Raw genomic sequence first — 15,260 nt, forward strand, 5'->3', positions numbered from 1 at the left:
GCGGCGGCGAACCAGCGCCGCCTCAGCGCGCGCCTCCGCGCGGGTCGCTGATCACCAGCGGGCCGGAAGACGCACCCACGGCGCGGATCTCGGGACGGTACATGTCCTCGACCACCGGCGCGGGCACGACGAAGCGGCCCGGCGTGACCACCCGCACGCGATAGAAAACGGTGACCGGCCCCTGTATGGCCACGGCCGCGACATAACGATCGTCACGGTACTCGCGGTGCTTGATGCGCGTGTCGTTCAACGCCTCGGACACCTGCACGCCGCCCACCTTCCAGTCCGCCATGTCCGGTCCCTGGCTCAGGTTCATGTTCTCGACCTCGAGCCCCGCGGGCACGCGGTCCACCACCAGCGCGTCCTCGATGCGGCGGTCGGAGGCGACGTCCAGCTTGACGATCAGCATCTCGCCGGTCTGCAGCGGACGGCCGTTCCAGGGACGTCCGTCCGACTCGTACCAGCTGCGCGCGATCGTGACGCCGGAGGCGCGCGGCGCCTCGGCCTGGCGCGGGTAGCCCTGCACGTCCACCTCGACGAACAGCGGATCGGCCTGCGTATTGACGATGTCCACGCCGCCGGCCAGCTGCGCGGCCGTGAAGCTGCGTGCCTCGGTGTCGCGCGAACTGAGCTGTTGCTCGCCCTGGGCCGTGCGCAGCGTCGCCGTCCATTGCGCCCCGGCAACGCCGCCCGCCGCCCGCGCGGCCAGGAACAGCGCCAGTTGCTCCTGGGTGGACAGATAGCTGCGGCTGCCCAGGCGGCCGGCCACGTCGCCCAGCAGGGCCTCGCGCCGCGGATGATCGATCTGGTGCTGCATCATCAACGCATAGGACATCGCGTAGTCGCGCAGCGCCGAACCGTAGTCGCCCAGCCATTCGCCATAGCCGCCGTAGCGATTGGCGTCGATGCCGTAGCCGCGCGTCATCGCCTCGTCGAAGGCCGAACGCGCGCGCGTCTCGTCGCCCATCAGCTTCAGGGCGATGCCCAGGTGCACCAGCGGCAACGGCGAGCGCGAGCGGTCGCGGTAGTTGTCGTACAGCACCCGCAGGGTGGACAACGGCGCCTTCTGCTCGCGGGCCAGCACGTAGGCCGCGTTGGCCAGCTCGGCGAAGCGGCGATGGCTGTCGCGCAGCAGGTTGTAGTCGTTGTCACGCAGCCGCTGGCCGGGGCCGGCGGCAAGCTGGGCCAGCAGGTTCTGCGGCAGGCTGGGGAAGTTGGCCGAGGATTGCTGCAACTGGCTCAGCAACCAGTCGGAGGCGCGGCGCGACACCAGGTCGGGCACGTTGAAACCCGCCGTGCGGGCATCCTGCAGGAAGCCTGTCACATAGGCCGACAGCCAGATCTCCTGGGCACCGTCGCCCCACAGCGCGAAGCCGCCGCCTGCCTTCTGCATGCCGGCGATACGGCCGACCGCGCCTTCGATCATGCGTTCGCGCTCGGCCCGCGTGCGCGGCGTCAGCCCCCAGGCACGGGCTTCGTCCTCGCCGATGAATACATGGGGATAGGCCGCGCTGGCGGTCTGCTCCAGGCATCCATAGGGATAGTCCAGCAGCCCCTGAACCAGGCGCTTGACGTTGAACGGCGGCTTGTTGGAGATCGCCACGCTGGCGCTGGCCGAATCCGGATACAGCTTCGCGATCCAGCTGGACTCCAGCTTCAGGCTCTCGCCCTGTCCCAGCCGGACGCGGCGCACGTCGCGCGTCGCCGCGACCGGCGGCTGGACCTGCAACAGCGACTCGCGCACGATGCGGATGGGGTTCGCGCCTCCCTGGCCGTCGACCGTCAATCGCAGCCGCCCCAGCCCGTAGGCGCCCGTGGCCTCGGCCACGAAGCGCAGCGTGGTGCGCTGCTGGTTGGCCAGGCTCACGCTTTGCGACCCGCCCCGTATCCGTACCGGGTCCAGGCCCTCGAGATTCACCGTCAGCGTCTGCGGCGCGCCGCTCAGGTTGGTCACGTCCAGCGCGATCGCTGCCTCGTCGCCCGGGCTGATGAAGCGCGGCGTCGACAACTCGGCCACCACCGGCGCCGCCACCACCATCTCGGCCTGCGCGTTGCCGAAGCGGTCGGGCGTGAAGGCCGAGGCCATCAGGCGCAGCGTACCGTTGAAGTCGGGCAGGTCGAGCGGAATCTGCGCCTCGCCCTGCTCGTCCAGCCGCACCGGCCCGCTGAACAGGTCCACCAGCCGCACCTTCACCGGCATGCTGCGGGTGTCGCGCATCGCGGCGTCCCCGCCCCATTTCAGCTTGCCCTGCGTGCCTTCCATCTTCTCGATCAGCTTGCCGTACAGGTCCAGCAGCTCGGGCGCATAGCGGTGCTTGCCGAAGAAGAAGTCGAAGGGGTCGGGCGTCGCATAGCGCGTGATGTTCAGGATGCCCACGTCGACCGCGGACAGCGTCACGTACGCCTGCTGGCCCTGCCCCGCGTTGCCGACCTTGACCTTCACGGTGGTCCGCTTCTCGGGCAGCACCTTGGCCGGCGCGGCCAGCTCCACGGCCAGCCTGCGATCGTCGCGGGACAGCGGCAGATAGGCCAGGCCCAGCGCGCGCGCCGGCGTGACGCGGTCTCCCTGGCTGCCCGGACGGAACACGGTGACCGACACGTACAGGTCGTGGCGGCTCCAGTCCTTGCCAACCGGGATCTCGACCGTGGACCCCGACGCCTTCACGCTGGTGCGCTGGCTCCACAGCATGGTGCCGCCCTCGACCGCGATCAGCGCCTCGCCGTCGTGGGGCGGCGTGATAGACAGCTTGACCGTCTCGCCCTCGCGCACGGGCGCGTGGTCCAGCTTGAGCTGCACCCGGTCCGGGCGGTTGCCCATTTCTTCCGCATCCTGGGCTCCCCAGCCGGCATAGAAGCGGTAGCGCAGCGTATCGCCGTGCTCCGGATCGCTCAGCTCCAGCCGGTAGCGGCCCCACTTGACCGGCACGCCGAACTTCACGCGGTCGGGCAGCGCCAGCACGCGCGACTCGACCAGTTCCTCGGTTTCGGTGAATCCGCTGTTCCATCCGCGCTGATCGTCGAAGCGCCAGTAGTACACCCGTTCTTCGCGATATACGCGCAACTGGGCCTGCTTGAGCGGCACGACCTTGCCCTGCGGATCCACGCGCACCGCCTCGAACTCGGCCATCGTGCCCTCGCGCGCGACGTCGCGATCGAACAGCGGGCGCACGCCGATCAGGGACGGCGCCGGCCAGACGCTGCGCTCGATGGAACGCACCACGGGGCGGCCGCCCGATTCCAGCAGGCTGAAGCTGGCCTTCACCTTCATGGGCGAGGCGGTGCCGGACACGTCCACCGGCACGGCGACGGCCGCCGCGCCCTTGTCGTCCAGCGTGGTCTCCTCCAGGTCGCGCCGCTGCTTGCGATCGTCGTCGGCGAAGTCGCCGAACAGGAAGCCCGGCCATTGCCGTGGCAGCGCATAGCGGTCGCGCTCGATGGATACCGTCCCCAACAGCCGGTTGCCGGCCGCGGGCGCGCCGTACAGGTAGTCGCCCTGCACCTTCACGTTCAGGGGCCGGCCGGCCTCCAGCACGCCTTCGCGCGACTTCAGGTCCAGCTTCATGCGCTCGGGCAGGAACTCTTCCACCTGGAACTTCCACGAGGCATCCGCCGCGCGGGCCGCCGGATCCAGCCGCGTCTCCAGCAGCCAGGTACCCGTCTGCGCGTCGGCTGGCAGTTCGATGGCCTCCCGCACGTAGCCCGGCACCTGCGCGTCGGGCCGCCACAGGGCGGTGCGCACGGTACGGCCGTCCGGCCGCTTCAGCGTGGCGGTGATGGGCGCGGCCTGCACGGCCCGTCCGTCGGCGTCGCGCACCAGCACGGATACGTCGAAGCGCTCGCCCGGCCGGTAGAGATCGCGGCCGGCATAGACGAACAGCTTGTTGTCGCGGGACGGATAGCCGCCCACGTCGAACTCGGACAGGTCCAGCGCGGGCTCGGCCAACGCCACCACGGACAGCTCCGCGCCCCGGCGCGCCAGCAGGATGCGCGCGGCCTCGAAGCTGCCGGTGAACACGGCCCGCCCTTGCCCGTCGGCCTTGGCGCGGCCGAGCGACTTCGCGTTCGCGTCCAACAGTTCGAACTCGACGTCGTCCATCGCCTTGCCGCTCTTGAGCGAGGTCGCGAACGCGTCGAGCTGGCCGGCATAACGCCGCGTATGCAGGCCGATATCGCTGACGTAGAAGTAGGTGACCTGGTATTCGTCGCGGAAACGTCCGGGCTGGCTCATCACGGCCACGTAGATCCCGGGGTCCTTCAGTTCCTTGATGCCCTCGACCGGCAGGAAGGTGACGTGGCGGCGGTTGGCCTTGTCGTCGGTCAGGAAGCGGCCGGCATAGACGCTGCGCGTCACGTCCTTCAGGCGGTCCAGGTCCCAGCTTCCCACCGTGCCCTTCAGGCTGCGGTTGCCGCTGTAGCGCCACTCGTCGTCTTCGTCGCTCTCGTCCTCGGCGTCCGGGTCGGTCTTGGCGACGGGCCGGCGCACGCCCAGCACCTGCTCGAAGAACCGGGGGAACTGCGCCGGGTCGATGCGCAGGAACTGGACGTCGACCTCGGGCGTATTGACCGTGACCACCGGCAGCCCGCCGTTCTGGCCCGCGGGCAGCACCACCCCGCGGCTGGCGAAATAGAAGGACGGCGGCATGGCTTCGCTGGCCACCTCGCAGCCGAAGGCCTCGGGCAGCGCCTGGCCGCCCGCGCCCTTGACGGACTCGGGTACGGCGATCGCATAGCGGCGGTTCGGCTGGATGTAGGGAAAATAGGCGACGCGCGGGTTGTCGCCCAGCGACCATTCGCCCGCCACCGGCTTGCCTTCCGGCAGCGCCTGGCCGGGCTGCGGCTTGCCCTGGGTCTTGGCGGCCTCGTCGTCGCCCGAGGCCGCTCCCAGGTCGACCACCTGCAGCAGCTTGCCCAGCGACTGGCGGCGGTCGAGCGGCTGCGAGAACGTCACGGCCAGCGCCAGCGACTCGTCGAACAACCGCGTCCTGCACTCGAGCAATGTGAAGGGATCGGCACTGCCGACCAGCTCGGAGGCGGGCGGCTCGCCGCCCCCTCCCCCGGACTGCTTGCCCGCCCACCATGCGCCGCCCGCCACCGCGGCCAGCAATACCACGCCCGCGGCCCAGGCGGCCGCCTTCTTCTTGTCTGCCATGAAATCCCCCGGACACGCCTTCGTGCGTGCTTTCCGTAGCCGCTATTAGAGGGTGAGAGCCCCCTATTGTGAAGCATGGACTTCACAAAATTACATTTGGGCACCACTTGGCGGCGCGGCGTTTGCAGGCCCGGCGGATGGCCGGTGGTGGGGATGCATGACTTCCTTGTGAAAACGCAGCGCCATCGCGTGATAGAACGGCCGCGGGCAGAATTGCCGGGACACCAGCGACGCGACGAGCGTGGCCATCAGCAGGTGGAACATCAGGTCCTGGCTGCGCGTCATCTCCATGACGATCACGCTGGCCGTGATGGGGGCCTGGGTCGCCGCCGCCAGGAAGGCCGCCATCGACACCAGCGCCAGCGTGCGCGGATCGGCGGCGGGACCGGCCAGTTGCACGATGTGTTCGCCCATGCCCGCGCCTATGGCCAGCGACGGCGTGAAGATGCCGCCGGGAATGCCGCAGACGTACGAGGCGATGGTCGCCGCCCACTTGGCGATTCCGAACCAGGCGCTCTCGACGGGGTGCCCGTTCAGCAGCGCTGCGGTCTGCTCATAGCCGGTGCCGTAGGTGGCACCGCCCGTCAGGCAGCCCAGCACCGCCACGACCAGGCCGCACAGGAAGGCCACCCGCACCGGATGCTGCTGCAGCCAGGGGCGCCACCGCGCCGGAACCAGCCCCGTCACGCCGCGCACCATCGTGGCGGCGAACAGCCCGCCCACGGCGCCGTTCAACACGCCGCTGGCCAGGGTCCAGCCCCACGCCCCCTGGGCGAACCCGGCCGCCGCCGCGGCATGGAAATAAGGATTGTTGCCGGCGATGGCCAGCGCGATGAAACCCGACGCCAGCACGCCCGACAACGCCAGGCGGTTCCAGCGCACGGCCGCGCCCCGTCCCAGCTCCTCGATGGCGAACACCACGCCTGCCAACGGCGTATTGAATGCCGCCGCCAGGCCGCCGGCCGCGCCCGCGGCGATCAGTTCGTTCGCCCGGAATTCCAGCTTGACGCCTATCCGCTCCTGCCAGAACCTGCCCCAGGCCAGCATGGCCGCCGCGCCTACCTGTACCGAAGGCCCCTCGCGCCCCACCGAGGCGCCGGCCAGCAGCGCCATGGCGGTCAGCGGAATCTTCCAGAGCGCCTGCCGCAGCGACACCAGCCCCGAGGAGGCGATGGATGCCGGGATCGAGGTGGCCGCGATGACCTGCGGAATGCCGCTGCCCCGCGCCATAGGCGCGAGCCGCAAGGTCAGCCAGCGCAGGCCCGCCATCGCCAGGGGAACGACCACCAGCGCGGCCCACGGCGCGGCCGAGGTCCAGTGGCGGTTCCACTCCAGCGCGATCTCGGCCAGCCAGGCGAAGGCCAGCGACAGCAAGGCCACGACCGCCGCCCCGCACAGGACCAGCGCGTAGCGGAAGGTCTTGCGCGATACACGCAGGACCTGCCGTCCCTTGCGCCGCACGGTGATGGAGGCCTGGTCGCGCCAGGGCACTGAGCGTCGAGCTTTCATGTTGAAACAATGAAAAACGCGCGCTGTGCATTCAAGCCTAAGCTTGCGACAGCGCGCGTCATGCGGCGGCCCCGCGGGGCCGCGACGGGAATCAGCCGAGGTTCTTGGCCACGAATTCCCAGTTGACGATGCCCCAGAAGTTCTCGAGGTACTTCACGCGGGCATTGCGGTAGTCGATGTAGTAGGCGTGTTCCCACACGTCACAGGTCAGCAGCGGCGTGTCGCCGGTGGTCAGCGGATTGCCCGCGGCGCCGGTGTTGACGATGTCGACCGAGCCGTCGGCCTTCTTGACCAGCCAGGTCCAGCCCGAACCGAAGTTGGCGGCGGCCTGCTTGTTGAAGGCGTCCTTGAACGCATCGAAGCTGCCCCACTTGGCGTTGATGGCATCGGCCAGCTTGCCGGCGGGCGGGGTGCTTTTGGGCGTCAGGCAGTTCCAGTAGAAGGAGTGGTTCCAGTGCTGCGCGGCGTTGTTGTAGATGCCGCCGGACGACTTCTTGACGATGTCCTCGAGCGAGGCGTTCTCGAACTCCGTGCCCTTGATGAGGTTGTTCAGATTGGTGACGTAGGTCTGGTGGTGCTTGCCGTGGTGGTACTCCAGCGTTTCCTTGGAGATGGTCGGAGCCAAGGCGTCCTGGGGATACGGCAATTGCGGAAGAGTGTGTTCCATCTGAGCTCCTGCTTCTGGTTGGGAGGTTTGCGGGGGCATTTTATCGGCAAGTATGCCGCTTGGCTCGGAAGTCCCCGCGTCACGCAAGGTTAACGCGCCAGGGCGACGCAGTCATGTCACGCCCTGGCGGCCGCGCGGATCGAGGCCTTCACACCAGCCCGCGGTCGGGCTCGACCGCCGTCACCGAGGCCTGGGCGGCGCCTTCGGCGAAGCTCAGGTCGAGCCGCGCGCCGGCTTGCAAGCTGCGTGCCTGGCGCACGATGCCCCCCTGCTCGTCGCGCACGATGGCGTAGCCGCGCGCCAGCGTCTGCTCGGGCCCCAGCGCGCGCAGGTGCGCGGCATGCGAGGCCAGCCGCTGCTGCAGGCGGGCGAGCTGGTACGCCTGGCACTGCCGCACGCGGCGCGCCAGGTCGTCCACCCGCGCCGACAGCCGCGCGGGGTCCGGCAACTGGGCGATCAGCCGCTGCCGCAGCAGGCCGGCCTCGGCCTCGCGGTCGCGCTGGGCGCCGGCCCAGGCCGCGCCCAGGCCGCGCACCAGCGCAGCCAGCCGTTCCTGCTGCCGCGCCAGGCGCTCGCGCGGGGATATCAGTTGCGCCGCCGCGCGGTCGAGCCGCTGCCCGGCCTGCTCGAGACGGCGCCGCTGCGCCCGTCTCAGGTCCTGGGCCGCCTGGCGCAGGCGTGCCAGCCACTGCTCGCGCGGCAGGCCCGCCATCTCGGCGGCCGCCGTGGGCGTGGGCGCCCGCAGGTCGGCGGCGAAATCGGCGATGGTGAAGTCGGTCTCGTGGCCGACGCCGCTGATGACCGGGATCGCGCTGGCGACGATGGCCCGCGCCAGCCCTTCATGGTTGAACGCCCACAAGTCCTCGATGCTGCCACCGCCCCGCACCAGCAGCAGCGTATCGACCTCCGCGCGCCGGTTCGCGAGCGCGATGGCCTGCGCCAGCCTCGGCCCGGCCTCGTCCCCCTGGACCGGAGCCGGATAGATCACCACCCGGACATGCGGCACCCGCCGCGCCAGCGCTGTCAGCACGTCGCGCAGCGCCGCCGCCTGCAGGGACGTGACGATGCCCAGCGCGCGCGGCACGGCCGCGGTCGGGCGCTTGCGGGCCGGGTCGAACAGCCCTTCGGCCGACAGCTTCTCCTTGAGCCGCAGGAAGGCTTCGAACAGATCGCCCTGGCCGGCCCGGCGCATGGCCTCGACCTGCAATTGATAATCGCCGCGCGGCTCGTACAGCGACACGCGCGCCCTGACCTCGATGCGGTCGCCTTCCCGGGGCGTGAAGCCCACCAGCATGGCCCGTCCGCGAAACATGACGCCGCGCGCGGCGGCGCCTCCGTCCTTGAGCGTGAAATACCAATGGCCGGAAGCCGCCGCGGTGAAATTCGACACTTCGCCCCGCACCCACACCAGAGGGATGTTGCGCTCCAACAAGCCCGCCACCGCGCGGTTTAGCTGGGAGATAGTCAGGATCCCCCGCGAAAAATCGTCATGTGCGGACGCAAAACCAGAATTCATGAGGGTTTCCAGGCAAGAAGCTTTCCACAGGCTTGAAAACTATGGTTGTCAAGTAATTTCTCTGTCACAGACAGCATTATTTTCTTATAAGCCATTGATTTGATTGGTTTTTTAACTTCACCGATCACTGAATCAAAAGCGGGCATCCTAGCAAGAACCGCATATTTCGTGGCCCGGGGCCAAGTTACACACATAATTATCCACAGATTCTGTGGATACTTTCGAGCCGGCGACTTGCCCTCGCCCGCCCACGCCCGTACATTCTCGCCTTCATCGAAAAGGAGAGGTTTCTTGCTCGCCATCGTCCGCGAGGCCGGCTGGCCCATCTGGCCGCTGATCGCCACTTCGTTCATCGCGCTGACGCTCATCGTCGAACGCCTGCTCGCCCTGCGTCGAAGCAGGATCGCCCCGCCCAGGCTACTGGAGGACGTCCTGGCCCTGGTACAAAAGCGGCGCATCACTCCCGAAATCGTGACCCGGCTCGAAGCCGACTCGCCGCTGGGCCGCGTCCTGGCCGCGGGACTGCGCAACGCCCATCGCTCGCGCCCCGCGCTCAAGGACGCGCTCGAGCAATCGGGCGAGACGGTCGCCCATAACCTGAACCGCTACGTCGGCGCGATCGGCACCATCGCCGCGGTGGCGCCGCTGATGGGCCTGTTCGGCACCGTGGTCGGCATGATCGAGATCTTCGGCTCGTACGCGCCGGCCGGCAGCGATCCCGCGCAACTGGCGCACGGCATCTCGGTGGCACTGTACAACACGGGACTGGGCATCTTCATCGCCATCCCCGCCATGATCTTCTACCGCTATTTCCGCGCCCGCATCAACGACAGCCTGCACGACCTGGAACGGGCCGCCGCCCGCCTGGCCGACAGCCTGCAAGCCGAGTGATGCGGCCCGGCGCCCGCCCATGAACTTCCGCCGCCACCTCGATACCGACGAGCCCGACATCAACCTGATCCCGCTGATCGACGTCCTGCTGGTCATCCTGATCTTCCTGGCCGCCAGCACGTCCTTCTCGCGCTTCAGCCAGTTGTCCGTGCGCCTGCCCGACGCGACCGCGCAGTCCGCCGAAGCCTCCGCCGGCCTGACCGTCACGGTCGCGGCCGACGGCCGCTACGCGCTCAACGGCAAGGCGCTGCCCATTGCCGATGCCGACCAGTTGTCCGAGGCGCTGCGCAAGGCGGCGGCCGGACGGGACGATCCCTCGCTGGTGATCGACGCGGACGCCGCGGCCACCCACCAGGCCGTGGTGCGGGCCATGGAAGCGGCGGGGCGGGCCGGCATCTCGCGCATAGGATTCACCACACAGGCCGCGCCGGCGGCATCGGGCAGATGATGCCGGACCCCGCCCTGCGCTCGGTGCTGCAACGCCAGTGGCAGACGGGCGGATGGCTGTCGTGGCTGCTTTCCCCCCTGTCCCTGCTGGCCTCGGCCGTGGTCGCCGCCAAGCGCCTCGGCTACCGGGCAGGCTGGCGGCGGGCCGAGCGGGTGGGCGTGCCGGTCGTCGTGGTCGGCAACGTCTATGTCGGCGGCACCGGCAAGACTCCCTTCATCGTGGCCGCGGCTCGCGCCCTGCGGGCGCGCGGCCGCCAACCGGGCGTGATCAGCCGGGGCTACGGGGTGCGGGTCGGCCCCGCTCCCCGCGTGGGCTGCGGCCAGCTGGACCCCGCGGACTTCGGCGACGAGCCGGCCCTGATCGCACGCCAGGCCGACGTCCCGGTGGCGGTCCACCCCCGCCGCGCCGACGCCGCGCGCGCACTGCTGGCAGCACACCCCCATGTCGACGTGATCCTGTCCGACGATGGACTGCAGCACCTTGCGCTGGCCCGCGACCTCGAGATCGTGGTGCAGGACGAACGAGGCATCGGCAACGGCCGGCTGCTGCCCGCCGGTCCGCTGCGCGAGCCCGCGTCTCGCCTGCGCGATGTCGACGCGATCGTCACGAATCGCAGCGGCGGCGCCGGCGCCCCCTTGCCCGCCGCGCCGGCCGGCGTCCGCGCCGTGGACATGGACCTCGTCGTCGACGGCGCCTGGCGCCTGGCCGACGGCGAACGGCGGCCGCTGGCGGAGCTGGCCTCGATGCGCCGCATCGCCGCGGTGGCGGGCATCGGCAACCCCGGCCGCTTCTTCGCCACGCTGCGCCGCGCCGGCGTCCGGCTGGACGTCACGCTGGGCCTGCCCGACCACTACGATTACGCGCGCCCGCCGTTTGCCGCGATCGAAGCCGATCTCATACTCGTCACCGACAAGGACGCCGTAAAATGTCCGGCGGTGGACGACCCGCGCGTGTGGGCCGTCACCGTTTCGGCGCATTTGTCCGACCCCGCGTTCTTCGACTGGCTGGAAACCCGACTCCATGGACATACGCCTGCTTGACATCCTGGTCTGCCCGCTCTGCAAGGGGCCCCTGCGCCACGACCGCGCCGCTCGCCTCCTGGGCTGCCGCGCCGACCGCCTGAGCTTCCCGATCCGCGACGGCATTCCGGTCATGCTCGAATCCGAGGCCCAGCCCTGGCAGGACGAGACCGATGCCCCGGCCGCCGAGGCACCCCATGCCTGATCAGGCCGACTTCACCGCCATCATCCCGGCCCGCGCCGCTTCCACGCGCCTGCCCGGCAAGATGCTGGCGGACATCGGCGGCGTCCCCATGATCGTCCGCGTCGCGCGGCAGGCCGAGGCCAGCGGCGCATCCCGCATCCTGGTGGCCACCGACGACGACGCCATCCGCGACGCGGTTCGCGCGCACGGCTTCGACAGCCTGATGACCCGCGCCGACCATCCGACCGGCACCGACCGGCTGGCCGAGGCCTGCGACGCGCTCGAACTGGACGACACGCACATCGTGGTCAACATCCAGGGCGACGAACCCCTGATCGATCCCGCGCTGGTGGCCCACGTGGCCCAGACGCTGGACCGCCACAGCGCGGCGGCCATCGCCACGGCGGCGCATCCCATCGACACCCCCGAAGAGTTGTTCAACCCCAACTTCGTCAAGGTCGTCTGCGGCGCCGACGGCCATGCCCTGTATTTCTCGCGCGCCCCCATCCCCTGGGCCCGCGATGCCCTGGCCGGCGGCGAGCGCGTCTTCGCGCCCGGCCTGCCCGCGTTGCGCCACATCGGCCTCTACGCCTATCGCGTGGGCTTCCTGCGCCGTTTCCCCACCCTGCCCCAGGGCCGGCTCGAACGATGGGAGTCGCTGGAACAGTTGCGCGCGCTCGAGCACGGCTATGCCATCCAGGTCCACGTCACGCCGCAGGCCCCCGCGCCGGGCGTCGACACGGCCGCCGATCTCGAATTTGTGCGGCGGCTGGTGGCGGCCCAAAGCTGATTTGACCGGCGCCGCGCGCTTGAGGTAAGTTTGGGGACACTCGTGCCTGAAACACGCGGCCATAGGGGGGTCGGCATACCGACATCGACCGCATGCCGCAGCGCATCGGCCTTCATCACCATCCCGGCGACAAGTTCGCGGCCTGGACCCTGATGGGCCGGGCCAGCGGTGTGTGCGCCGGTAACGCCGCAGGCCAAGAACACCAACTCAATCAGGAAGCATCAATGCGTCTAATCTTGCTCGGAGCGCCCGGCGCCGGCAAAGGCACTCAGGCCGCGTTCCTCAAGGACCGCTACGGCATTCCCCAGATTTCCACCGGCGACATGCTGCGGGCCGCGGTCAAGGCCGGCACGCCCCTGGGCATCGAAGCCAAGAAAGTCATGGATGCCGGCGGACTCGTGTCCGACGACATCATCATCGGCCTCGTCCAGGACAGGCTGAAAGAGCCGGACTGCGCCAATGGCTATCTGTTCGACGGATTCCCCCGCACCATCCCCCAGGCCGAGGCGCTGCGGTCGGCCGGCGTGCCGCTGGATTTCGTGATCGAGGTGGACGTCCCCGAGGAAGAGATCATCGAACGCATGAGCGGCCGCCGGGTGCACCTGGCCAGCGGCCGCACCTACCACCTGCGCTTCAACCCGCCCAAGAACGCCGGTGTCGACGACGTCACGGGCGAACCGCTCGTCCAGCGCGACGACGACAAGGAAGAGACGGTGCGCAAGCGTCTCGAGGTCTATCGCCAGCAGACCCGGCCGCTGGTCGACTATTACTCCCAGTGGGCCGCCGAAGGCGACGCGAAGGCGCCCCGCTACCGCAAGATCTCCGGCGTCGGCTCGGTCGACGAGATCAAGACCCGCCTGTTCGATGCGCTGAAATAAAGCCCCCCCTACGCGCTTACGCGCGCCCCCAGGGGCGGCACTGGCGGACCGGCAAAGCCGGATCCGCTGTGCCCTGGATCGGGGATGTCTTGCACTGTTTTTTGTTTGCTCGGTAGTTTTTGAAACTTTCGTAGTTGAACAAAAGGAGGAGTTGCATGGCAACCGGTCTGTCATTCGCGCTCGTATGCGGCCTTCTGGCCGTGGCGTTCGGCGCGATTTCCACCTTCTGGATCCTCAAGCAGGAAAGCGGGAATACCCGCATGGTGGAAATCGCGACGGCCGTGCAGCAGGGCGCTCAAGCCTATCTCGCCCGTCAGTACACGACCATCGCCATCGTCGGCGTGGTGCTGTTCATCGTCATCGGCCTCGTGCCCGGCCTGGGCTGGCCGTGCGCGCTGGGCTTCGCAGTGGGCGCCGTGCTTTCCGGCGCCGCGGGCTTCATAGGCATGAACGTCTCGGTGCGCGCCAACGTGCGTACCGCCCAGGCTGCCACCCGGGGCTTGAACGAAGCCCTGACCGTCGCCTTCCGCGGCGGCGCCATCACCGGCATGCTGGTGGTGGGCCTGGGGCTGACCGGCATCACCGTGCTGCTGTGGGTATTGCTGGGCACCAACCTGTCGGGCGCCGAAGGCGCCGGGCTGCACGAGCAGTTGCAGCCCCTGATCGGCCTGGCCTTCGGCTCCTCGCTGATTTCCATCTTCGCCCGGCTGGGTGGCGGCATCTTCACCAAGGGCGCCGACGTGGGCGCCGACCTGGTGGGCAAGGTCGAGGCCGGCATCCCCGAGGACGATCCGCGCAATCCCGCCGTCATCGCCGACAACGTCGGCGACAACGTGGGCGACTGCGCCGGCATGGCGGCGGACCTGTTCGAGACCTATGCCGTCACCATCGTGGCCACCATGCTGCTGGGCTCGCTGGTGATCGAGGTGGCGCCGCTGCAGGCGGTGATCTACCCGCTGGTCCTGGGCGGTTTCTCCATCATCGCCTCGATCCTGGGCTGCATGGCGGTCAAGGCCAGCCCCGGCAAGCGCATCATGAGCGCACTGTACCGGGGCCTGGCGGTGGCGGGCATCCTGGCGCTGGTGGTGTTCTACCCGCTGACGGCCTGGGTGTTCGCCGGCACCCCGCTGGACGACGGCAACAGCCTGGGCCGGCTCTACGGCTGCACGGTGGTGGGCCTGGTGCTGACCGGCCTGATCGTCTGGATCACCGAGTACTACACCGGCACCGAATACAAGCCGGTGCGCTACGTGGCGCAGGCCTCGACCACCGGACACGGCACCAACATCATCGCCGGCCTGGCGGTCTCGATGAAGTCCACCGCCGCGCCCGTGATCCTGGTCTGCCTGGCCATCTACGCCGCCTATACGCTGGCGGGCCTGTACGGCATCGCCGTCGCGGCCACCGCCATGCTGTCCATGGCCGGCATCATCGTCGCGCTGGATGCCTACGGTCCCATCACCGACAACGCCGGCGGCATCGCCGAGATGGCGCAGATGCCCGAATCGGTGCGCAACATCACCGATCCGCTGGACGCGGTGGGCAACACCACCAAGGCGGTCACCAAGGGCTACGCCATCGGCTCGGCCGGCCTGGCCGCGCTGGTGCTGTTCGCCGACTTCACCCACGCGCTCGACCATCTCGGCAAGAACGTCGATTTCTCGCTGGCCGAGCCGGCCGTCATCATCGGCCTGTTCGTGGGCGGCCTCATTCCCTTCCTGTTCGCGGCGATGGCGATGGAAGCCGTGGGCCGCGCCGCGGGATCGGTGGTGGTCGAGGTCCGGCGCCAGTTCACCGAGATCCCCGGCATCATGGAAGGCACCGGCAAGCCAGAATATGGCAAGGCGGTGGACATGCTGACCAAGGCCGCCATCAAGGAAATGATGGTGCCCTCGGCGCTGCCCGTGGTGGTGCCCATCGTTCTGGCCCTGGTCATCGGCGTGCTGATGGGCGGCGAGTCGGCGCGCATGGCGGTGGGCGGCATGCTGATGGGCGCCATCGTGACCGGGCTGTTCGTCGCCATTTCCATGTGCACCGGCGGCGGCGCCTGGGACAACGCCAAGAAATACATCGAGGAAGGCCACCACGGCGGCAAGGGCTCCGAGGCCCACAAGGCCGCCGTCACCGGCGACACCGTGGGCGACCCCTACAAGGACACGGCCGGACCGGCGGTGAACCCGCTGATCAAGATCGTCAACATCGTCGCGCT

The 15,260-nt window shown here is 69.3% G+C and carries 11 protein-coding genes; 7 read left to right on the forward strand and 4 right to left on the reverse strand.

The window, feature by feature from the left end; translation table 11 throughout:
- Positions 1-22: 22 nt before the first annotated feature.
- The 4 genes from N5K27_RS15770 to xseA form a co-directional block, all read right to left on the reverse strand.
- A complete protein-coding gene (locus tag N5K27_RS15770; protein ID WP_279817457.1) occupies positions 23-5,149 on the reverse strand; it encodes an alpha-2-macroglobulin in 5,127 nt (1,708 codons plus the stop codon).
- Positions 5,150-5,239: 90 nt separating this feature from the next.
- A complete protein-coding gene (locus N5K27_RS15775) occupies positions 5,240-6,658 on the reverse strand; it encodes a chloride channel protein (RefSeq protein WP_087839640.1) in 1,419 nt (472 codons plus the stop codon).
- 91 nt (positions 6,659-6,749) lie between these two features.
- Positions 6,750-7,325, reverse strand: coding sequence for a Fe-Mn family superoxide dismutase (locus tag N5K27_RS15780; RefSeq protein ID WP_087839641.1), 576 nt, complete (start codon positions 7,323-7,325; stop codon positions 6,750-6,752).
- Positions 7,326-7,473: 148 nt separating this feature from the next.
- Positions 7,474-8,841 (reverse strand): exodeoxyribonuclease VII large subunit, encoded by a 1,368-nt coding sequence (xseA, locus tag N5K27_RS15785; protein ID WP_087839642.1) that lies wholly within the window; start codon positions 8,839-8,841, stop codon positions 7,474-7,476.
- Between the two features lie 291 nt (positions 8,842-9,132).
- Here xseA and N5K27_RS15790 point away from each other — a divergent pair, with 291 nt between their 5' ends.
- The 7 genes from N5K27_RS15790 to N5K27_RS15820 all read left to right on the forward strand — a co-directional run.
- On the forward strand, positions 9,133-9,732 hold the full coding sequence (locus N5K27_RS15790) for a MotA/TolQ/ExbB proton channel family protein (protein WP_087839643.1): 600 nt from the start codon (positions 9,133-9,135) through the stop codon (positions 9,730-9,732).
- Between the two features lie 19 nt (positions 9,733-9,751).
- Positions 9,752-10,180, forward strand: coding sequence for a biopolymer transporter ExbD (locus N5K27_RS15795; RefSeq protein WP_087839644.1), 429 nt, complete (start codon positions 9,752-9,754; stop codon positions 10,178-10,180).
- On the forward strand, positions 10,177-11,220 hold the full coding sequence (gene lpxK, locus N5K27_RS15800; protein WP_087839645.1) for a tetraacyldisaccharide 4'-kinase: 1,044 nt from the start codon (positions 10,177-10,179) through the stop codon (positions 11,218-11,220). Before N5K27_RS15795 ends, lpxK begins: the two co-directional genes overlap by 4 nt.
- Positions 11,201-11,404, forward strand: a complete 204-nt coding sequence (locus N5K27_RS15805) for a Trm112 family protein (protein ID WP_087839646.1) — start codon at positions 11,201-11,203, stop codon at positions 11,402-11,404. Before lpxK ends, N5K27_RS15805 begins: the two co-directional genes overlap by 20 nt.
- A complete protein-coding gene (kdsB, locus tag N5K27_RS15810) occupies positions 11,397-12,173 on the forward strand; it encodes a 3-deoxy-manno-octulosonate cytidylyltransferase (RefSeq protein ID WP_279817461.1) in 777 nt (258 codons plus the stop codon). Before N5K27_RS15805 ends, kdsB begins: the two co-directional genes overlap by 8 nt.
- 224 nt (positions 12,174-12,397) lie before the next feature.
- Complete coding sequence (adk, locus tag N5K27_RS15815) at positions 12,398-13,051, forward strand: adenylate kinase (protein WP_087839648.1); 654 nt, start codon at positions 12,398-12,400, stop codon at positions 13,049-13,051.
- 155 nt (positions 13,052-13,206) lie between these two features.
- Positions 13,207-15,260: sodium-translocating pyrophosphatase (locus N5K27_RS15820; protein ID WP_279817463.1), on the forward strand; the 2,054-nt coding region annotated here is incomplete at its 3' end.

This window comes from Pigmentiphaga sp. GD03639 (genome assembly GCF_029845405.1).
GTDB classification, from domain to species: Bacteria; Pseudomonadota; Gammaproteobacteria; order Burkholderiales; family Burkholderiaceae_B; genus Pigmentiphaga; species Pigmentiphaga daeguensis.

Bases quoted from the DNA above. Each gene is read 5' to 3' on its own strand.
- N5K27_RS15795 (WP_087839644.1), top strand. From the start codon at position 9,752: ATGAACTTCCGCCGCCACCTCGATACCGACGAGCCCGACATCAACCTG.
- adk (WP_087839648.1), top strand. From the start codon at position 12,398: ATGCGTCTAATCTTGCTCGGAGCGCCCGGCGCCGGCAAAGGCACTCAG.
- N5K27_RS15780 (WP_087839641.1), bottom strand. From the start codon at position 7,325: ATGGAACACACTCTTCCGCAATTGCCGTATCCCCAGGACGCCTTGGCT.
- N5K27_RS15775 (WP_087839640.1), bottom strand. From the start codon at position 6,658: ATGAAAGCTCGACGCTCAGTGCCCTGGCGCGACCAGGCCTCCATCACC.
- lpxK (WP_087839645.1), top strand. From the start codon at position 10,177: ATGATGCCGGACCCCGCCCTGCGCTCGGTGCTGCAACGCCAGTGGCAG.
- N5K27_RS15805 (WP_087839646.1), top strand. From the start codon at position 11,201: ATGGACATACGCCTGCTTGACATCCTGGTCTGCCCGCTCTGCAAGGGG.
- N5K27_RS15770 (WP_279817457.1), bottom strand. From the start codon at position 5,149: ATGGCAGACAAGAAGAAGGCGGCCGCCTGGGCCGCGGGCGTGGTATTG.
- xseA (WP_087839642.1), bottom strand. From the start codon at position 8,841: ATGAATTCTGGTTTTGCGTCCGCACATGACGATTTTTCGCGGGGGATC.
- kdsB (WP_279817461.1), top strand. From the start codon at position 11,397: ATGCCTGATCAGGCCGACTTCACCGCCATCATCCCGGCCCGCGCCGCT.